A 7,844-nucleotide genomic window follows, 5' to 3' on the forward strand; every position below is an offset into this window, starting at 1 on the left:
GTTTTCAGACAATATCGCCCATGAGCTACGTACGCCAATAGCGACGCTGAGTACGCAAACGCAAGTCATGTTAACTAAGCCAAGAGAAAGCGACGAATACATTGAGCAATTGCATCATCAGCATGATACGTTAAAGCAGTTATCCGCCATGATTAACGATATGTTATTACTGGCAAAAACTCAAAAAGAGCTGAGTGATTCGCAAATCAGTCATGTCGATATAGAGAGCTTGATCACAAAGCTTATAGATTATTATGAGATGATTGCTGAGGATCGTGAGATAATCTTTGAAAAATCGGGTGATTTTAAAACAGTACTAGGTGATAAAGGCTTATTGCAACGGCTGTTTGCCAACCTGATGTCAAATGCGATTTATTATGCGGCTAGTAATAGCACTATTATGATATCCGCTACTGTCCTCACTTCAAGCACCTCGCTTAATGCGCCAAAAGACGATATTCAATCCCCAGAGCAGCTCTGGTTAAGAATAACTATGACCAACCGTCTAGACAAACCATTAAATCAGATTGAAGCCGATAAACTGTTTGAGCGATTCTATCGTCATGATAAAACGAATACGATGCATTCAGGAACAGGCTTAGGCTTATCTATTGTGCAAGCTATCGCCAATGCTCATAATGGCAAAGTTAGTATTACTATCAAAGATGAGTGTCTTTTTGAGGTTGCTGTAAAGTTGTTGATTGCCAGGTAGTAAATACCTTCATACTGTCTATGAACCGCTCAGATTAGATCGAAGGCGAGTTTACTTGGAAGGTCTCTCTATCCATAAGATGAGATTCTGACTTGCGATAGTTGTACTTTTCAATTGTTGGACAAAAAATTTCTTATATAAGCCTATTTCATACATTCTATTACCAATAATTATGATGCCTTTATGATGATTCATCCTCAGTATGATCCCGTAGCGCTTTCCTTGGGTCCATTGGAAGTGCACTGGTATGGGCTAATGTATTTGCTAGCCTTTGCTGCCGCTTACGGTTTGGCTTGGTATCGCAGTACCAAACGCGACAATTGGACCACCGACATGGTCTCTGACTTAGTCTTTTATGGCGCGCTTGGTGTCATCTTAGGCGGTCGTATTGGCTATGTGCTGTTTTATCAGTTCGGTGAATTACTCCAAAACCCTGCCTATATATTAAAAGTCTGGGAAGGCGGTATGTCTTTCCACGGCGGCTTTATCGGCGTCATGCTAGGTATGTGGTTCTTTGCCCGTAAATATAAAAAGACTACCTTTCAAGTATTCGATTTTATCGTTCCTTGTGTACCAACCGGCTTACTGTTTGGGCGTATCGGCAACTATATCAATGGCGAATTATGGGGTCGCGTCTCAGACGGTGGCTATAACTGGCTGACCTACTTTCCGCAAGCCGCGGCGTTTGATATGGAGCAATTACAGAGCAATCCACAATTGCAAGAATTGATGATTGAAGTCAATGGTCAATACATATTGCCTCGTCATCCATCACAGCTATATGAAGCCTTTGCCGAAGGTCTGCTGCTATTTATATTCTTATGGTGGTATTCATCAAAACCACGTCCACGTATGGCCGCCTCCGCTGTATTCTTACTAGGCTATGGCATCAGCCGCTTTATCATTGAATTCTTCCGCCAGCCAGATGCTGACCAAGGATTCATATTATTAGGTTGGATGACCAAAGGGCAAATCTTAAGCGCGCCGATGATTATCGCCGGCTTAATCATGCTGATTTATGCTTACAAACGCGGTATTTATGATTGGGGTAAGCAGTCTGCATATTAGAAATAAGTGTCGAGGTGCATGAACAAATAAATATAAATGCAGTTCTAACAAGATACATTCCATTTGCAGAATTAATACCTAACCCCAGTTCGGGATAAGCGCTCAAAAAAAAGATAAAAAAGAAGTCCAAAGTTGCTAAAGTGAGTTTACCAAGACCACTTAAGCAAAAAGGACTTCTTACATGGACAACCTAACCGAACTATACTGCCATATTGACGACTTTTATCAGCAATTCAAACCTGAGTTTGACGCTCATTTAATCGCAACGGGCCGTCAACGGCTAAGAGCATGCCAGATAAGTGTAGCAGAGATTATGACCATCTTGGTACTGTTTCATCAACTGCGGTATCGACAGTTTAAGGCGTTTTACTACCATCACATGCTTGGCATGATGAAACGGGCGTTTCCAAATCTGCCGAGCTACTCGCGATTTATAGAGCTTGTGCCGCGCAGTATCATACCACTGTGCAGCTACTTGCAAAGCATGATGGGCGACTGTACAGGTATCAGCTATATTGATTCAACCAAGATAGCAGTTTGTCATAACAAACGTATCTACCGTCATAAAGTCTTTGAAGGACTTGCAACCCGAGGCAAAAGCAGCATGGGCTGGTTCTATGGCTTTAAGCTGCACGCCATTATCAATCATAAGGGCGAGCTTGTATCTGTTAAAGTCACTGCGGGTAATACGGATGACAGAATGCCTGTTAAGGATATGGCAACGCCTGTGTTTGGCAAGGTGTTTGGTGATAGAGGCTACATCAGTAAAGCCCTAAACGAGTGGCTCACAAAACACAGTGATACCACGTTGATAACCAAACTTCGGCGTAATATGAAACCCCAATTACTTGAGCCTATGGATGAGGCACTACTCAATCATCGCTCTTTGGTTGAAACGGTGTTTGGAGAGCTTAAAAACTTGTGCCAAATCGAACACTCACGCCATCGTAGTGTCACGGGGTTTATCACAAACTTGCTGTCAGGTTTAATTGCTTATTGCTGGTTTCCCTATAAACCCACCATCAAAAATATGCCTCAGCAGGGACAGGTAGCCACATTGTAAATAGTATCAATGAGTTACAATGTGGCTTATCCCGAACTGGGGTTGTAAATAGACAAGTCCATACAGACAGTGAATTGGTCAATTCGAATATTGGAAATAATAGGTAGCCCTTCATGTCCCTTAAGAGCGCAGAAAAGTCTCCGTCATTAACGCAAAATAAATCGTCGAAAAAATCTTATCTGTTGGCGTTCGCTTTCAGCGCGGGTTCATTATTGACAGGGCTAGCAGCGACTGGGCTGACGGCCGTGCCAGTGGCATCGCAAGCGGCAGGATTGGGCGATTTATTTAGCAGTGATAAAAGCGCGACCCAACCGAAATTTTTGCCTGTTGATGAAGCGTTTCAAGTTAGCAGTAGCAGCAAACCGACCAATAATGGCACGCGCTTAGCCATTAACTTTGACATTACGCCTGAGCACTATGTTTATAAAGACCAAATTAAGCTAACGTTGCCTGCTGGCGTGAGCGCTGCACCTTTTAGCTTTAGCCAAAAGCCTATCTCCATAGATGATCCGACCTTTGGTCAAGTATTGGTCTTTGACCAAGCCAATATGGTTGCTACTACCATTTTGAGTAGTAGTAATGGCAAGGCGATAAATAATGCCGCCGTGACAATAGGTTGGCAAGGCTGTGCCAAAGCGGGTCTATGCTATCCACCGGAGAAAATAAAAACCACAGTCAATATCGCTGCTGCTTCACAATCGGCAGCCAATAGTTCAAGTAGTACTGCTACAGTTTCTGCGAGCAATAACAGCAATGTAGAAACTGCGCAAGCCTCTACAGATGGGACAGTTACCAATAGTCTTGCTACAGAGCAAACTACGCCAGATGACGAGGTGATTGATTATGCATTGTTAGATGACGAAGCGTTAGATGCAGAGCTTGGTGCAATCAATACCATCTCTGGAGCCGATGAAGAAGTGGTAGGCGATAATGTCACAAGTGAAGCAGCGAACAATGACGCTGTCATAAATAATGCTGCTGCAACAAACAATACCGTTGTCGTTGATAACGCCATTAATAGTGACCCTTTTGGCTTAGCTTCGCATCCGTGGTTGGCATTGGTGTTATTGTTCTTGGCAGGGTTGGTCTTGGCATTGACGCCATGCGTGTTACCGATGCTACCGATTGTTGCCAATATCGTCGCGCGTGAAGACAATCCAACGGTAAAACGCGGTGTTATTTTAACGACCAGCTACGCTATTGGTGTTGCCATCGCTTATGGTATTTTAGGCGCGGTCATTGCGGTATTTGGCGAATCGTTAGGCATTATCGGTTGGCTACAAAATCCGATTATTTTAATTGGGTTTGCCATCGTTTTTGTCTTATTAGCCCTTTATATGTTGGGCGTATTTAGCATTCGTCTGCCGAGATTTATCAGTAGTAAAATGCAGGGTCTAAGCCAAGCGGGGGATAGCAAGCTTGGTAGTACGGGCGGCAGTTTAATTGCGGGATTCTTATCGGCGCTCGTGGTATCGCCTTGTGTTTCGGCACCCTTATTTGGGGCGCTGCTTGCTGTATCAACGATTGGAAGTCCATTACTTGGCTTTGCGGCTTTATTTATGCTCGGTTTTGGTTTATCAGCGCCGCTTATTTTAATCGGCGCGACCCAAGGTAAAATCATGCCAAAAGCGGGTGAGTGGATGAACTGGGTCAAGCAGGGCTTTGCTTTGTTGCTTTTTGCCGTGGCATTGTTATTAATTGAACGCGTCTTTATCTCGCCTGTGATGCTGATGGTTTGGGCGCTGTGGTTTATGGTCGTGGCGATGTGGGCGTGGAGCTGGCTAGGCAAAGGTCGGATGCTGACCCAAGCGCTAGGCTTAATCGCTGGTATTTGGGCGACGTGTTTAATCGTCGGCGCCGCATTGGGTAATGATGATAGTTTACATCCGCTTGCCTCCCTAACTGCGGTTCCGGTGCTGCAGACAACTGCTGGTCAACCAGCCACCAGTAATGCAACCGATAAGACGGTCACGACGCTGGCTGAGTTAGATGCCATTGTCGCCGCCAATCCTAAAGTGCTGGTCGATGTCACCGCCGAATGGTGTATTACATGCCGGACTATGGAGAAAAACTTATTTCATAATCGCCCTGCGCAAATGCAAGATTGGCAATTGGTCAGACTTGATATCACGGAGACTACGGCTGATTCAAAAGCAATCTTAGCGCGTTATAAACTATTTGGTCCGCCAGCATTGCTGTATTATCAAGACGGGCAATTGGTCAATCAGCAAGTGGGTGAAATCGGGCGCGCAGCGTTTGAGCAAACCTTAACCGCGCTAAATTAATCGTTTAAATGTAGATAAATTCCACATCATTTCTACCCATTAAAAAGCCAACGTCCTTTGATAATAGGACGTTGTCTTTTTCAATCTTACTAAATAGCCTTTTTAATATAGACGCTAAATCCTTGGTTTAACGTTATTTATTACTATTCATTTAACTACTTACCTTATTATTTACATCAGTATTTGCTCGCAATAACGCTAGTATAGTGCCCTTATTTTCATTACAATAAAGCAACATTGCTAAAGGCGCATTACCACGAGTAATGGCTACCTTGCACGTCCATATTTATTGATTTTCTTTAGGGCGTGTCATCAATTAAGCCAAACGACACAAGAAACTAAGTGAATGGCACTAAGGAAATGACTGGCTAACTTATCATAGCGAGTGGCAATCGCACGATACTGCTTAATCTTGGCAAAGAAGTTCTCTATTAGGTGCCTCGCTTTATAAAGCTCTTTATCGAAGTCTCTTGGCTGCAGCCGATGACACTTAGATGGTATAACTGCATTACCTTGCACTGCTTTAATCGGTTCAATAACGCGGGCATCAGCATCGTAAGCTTTATCGGCAAGCCACGTTTGGCTAATACTGACATCAAGCAATTCATCTGAGCCACACAGGTCATGAGCTGCCCCACCTGTTAGATAAAAGCCAGTAGGATTGCCTAATGCATCTGTTCGAGTATGTATTTTAGTCTTCAGTCCACCTTTGCTGCGTCCAATGGCTTGATCCCTTTTTTTCCAGCACTGTGCTGGTGGGCTTTAACAATCGTGGCATCTAGCATGGCATATTCGTCATCGGATTGTTCAGAGAGTTGATTAAAAACCTGCTTCCATACGCCTTTTTTTGACCAGCGACTAAAACGAGTATGAATCACTCTGAAGTCGCCAAAGCGTTCAGGTAGGTCACGCCAAGGTATGCCGGTCTTGTAACGGTACAGAACCGCTTCTACGAACAAGCGGTTATCCTTTGCAGTAACACCAACGTCACTTGGTTTACCAGGTAGAATGTCTTTAATTCTCTCCCATTGGTCATCACGTAGGGCATGTCGTCTTGTCATAGTCATTGAGCTCAAATTCCTAAATACGATCTAAGTATAGCTTATTCTGAAATATCTATGCTAATTGATGACACGCCCTAGTATGGCATACTTATTTTATCTCAAATTACTTTATAGATATTTTAGATAAAATCTCATGTCCACTAATATAAAGTTCATTAGACATGCACATCTCACTCCATCCCTTCCAGTAACTATTAGCTTTCTTTGAATACATTGACCTATCCCAAATATCTTCAATCCAAGAATTGTGACGATACTTATCAATTACTTTGATCGGATTTTGTTTGGCCCAAATTAATTCGTTAAAGTCTGGTTCTGAAACTATTGCTCCTCTGATCTTTGAGATATGGTACTTACAAAGATACTTTAATGTTAAGGATAGGAGCGCTCTGTCTTCAGAGCCACCTATACCTACTTTGTCACTGACATGCACACGAGAGTCTAGAATCAAACCATGCCAACTATCGTAATGCTTGATAATAACTAGTTCACCGTTTTCAGTATTGTTCCGAGCAAACCAGACCAACTTAACCTCATCTTCATTATTACCTTTTAATAAGCTTCTAGCATTCTCTTCAATATCATAACCAAACTCAAATGTTTCTTTTGCGAAAGGCCTTCCTTCATCATGAGCGAGCCAATTCTTTTGGCATCCAAAGTATGTGGCTAATTTTTCTAATTCGTTAAACGATGGCTCTTTTCGCCCTTCAAACCAATCCTCAGTAACGCCCACACTATTGTATCCCAGGGCCTCAGCAACTCTAGAAATACTTGGGGTATGAAAACTATCAGTTGCCTTAGCTTCACTCAAGAGGAAATTTAGTTTGCCAGATAGTAGATTTAAGCGATCGCTACGTAAATGAGCATCAAAAAAACTCTTTAAATCGTCGATAGCTTCGATATAACTTCCTTCTTGACCTTCAAAAGATTTTTCTAGTCGATACTGTGCCTCGGCATTAATTGAACGTCCACTAACTTTTGAGGCATCGGAGATCAGGGCTTTCAATTCAGTAGGAATTCTTAAATTAAACTGCACATTTTTTGACATTTTAAAGCCCAAATAGAATATTGAATTTAAAACAAATAATATTACCATAAGGAACTTGCGGCAATGATAGCATAATGCTATCATATTATGTAACAAACCCTAAAGAGGTAAATACATGTCAAATCAGAAGGTTCAGATGAACGTCCGGGTACCTAAAGAACTTAAGAATTTTGCCATAAATGATGCAAAGAACCAGTTCCATTCGTTATCTCAATATATAGAAAAGCTTATGTTTAAAGCCAAAGAACTCAGTGAACTAGAAAAGAGATGAAACCTTATCTTAAAGACCTTTTTGACTCTAATGCAAAAGTAATTTATCTAAGACGGTTTAGATTGCAGAATGCAAATTGGTCAAAGACTTCTCAGGCTAATGATTACGATTACACTTTTAGCTCTTTAGCTAACTCAGATTATCACTTCAGAATGCCTGTTATCATTCAATCAGATGGTTTACCTTGGAAAATAGGTAACCTATATCTCATGGGACAACTAGACACTCCTGCGCTTTCAAATATGAAAACGTTATCCGCAAGAGCTATCCACCTAAAATACTATCTACAGTACCTAGAACATAGTAACTGAACCGCCCCGGGATTGTCGGAGA

The 7,844-nt window shown here is 42.2% G+C and carries 5 protein-coding genes and 1 pseudogene; 4 read left to right on the forward strand and 2 right to left on the reverse strand.

The features are described from left to right. The 4 genes from AS194_RS12600 to AS194_RS12615 form a co-directional block, all read left to right on the forward strand. Positions 1–712: ATP-binding protein (locus tag AS194_RS12600; protein WP_152978643.1), on the forward strand; the 712-nt coding region annotated here is incomplete at its 5' end. A 183-nt stretch (positions 713–895) separates the two neighbouring features. Further along, positions 896–1,780, forward strand: a complete 885-nt coding sequence (lgt, locus tag AS194_RS12605; protein ID WP_011959981.1) for a prolipoprotein diacylglyceryl transferase — start codon at positions 896–898, stop codon at positions 1,778–1,780. Positions 1,781–1,961: 181 nt separating this feature from the next. Further along, positions 1,962–2,843, forward strand: coding sequence for an IS982 family transposase (locus AS194_RS12610; RefSeq protein WP_058025839.1), 882 nt, complete (start codon positions 1,962–1,964; stop codon positions 2,841–2,843). 113 nt (positions 2,844–2,956) lie between these two features. Then, positions 2,957–5,128, forward strand: a complete 2,172-nt coding sequence (locus AS194_RS12615; protein ID WP_058025840.1) for a protein-disulfide reductase DsbD domain-containing protein — start codon at positions 2,957–2,959, stop codon at positions 5,126–5,128. A 312-nt stretch (positions 5,129–5,440) separates the two neighbouring features. On the opposite strand, the pseudogene AS194_RS13550 reads toward AS194_RS12615, so the two are convergent. Then, positions 5,441–6,189: pseudogene (locus AS194_RS13550) on the reverse strand (IS5 family transposase). A 106-nt stretch (positions 6,190–6,295) separates the two neighbouring features. Further along, positions 6,296–7,240 carry an Arc family DNA-binding protein gene (locus tag AS194_RS12630; RefSeq protein WP_160023035.1) on the reverse strand — a complete coding sequence of 315 codons (945 nt, stop codon included), beginning with the start codon at positions 7,238–7,240 and terminating at the stop codon, positions 6,296–6,298. Between the last annotated feature and the right edge of the window lie 604 nt (positions 7,241–7,844).

This window comes from Psychrobacter piscatorii (assembly GCF_001444505.1).
Classification (GTDB): domain Bacteria; phylum Pseudomonadota; class Gammaproteobacteria; order Pseudomonadales; family Moraxellaceae; genus Psychrobacter; species Psychrobacter piscatorii_B.

Coding starts and splice junctions, on each gene's coding strand:
- AS194_RS12610 (WP_058025839.1), top strand. CDS start 1,962: ATGGACAACCTAACCGAACTATACTGCCATATTGACGACTTTTATCAG.
- AS194_RS12630 (WP_160023035.1), bottom strand. CDS start 7,240: ATGTCAAAAAATGTGCAGTTTAATTTAAGAATTCCTACTGAATTGAAA.
- AS194_RS12615 (WP_058025840.1), top strand. CDS start 2,957: ATGTCCCTTAAGAGCGCAGAAAAGTCTCCGTCATTAACGCAAAATAAA.
- lgt (WP_011959981.1), top strand. CDS start 896: ATGATGATTCATCCTCAGTATGATCCCGTAGCGCTTTCCTTGGGTCCA.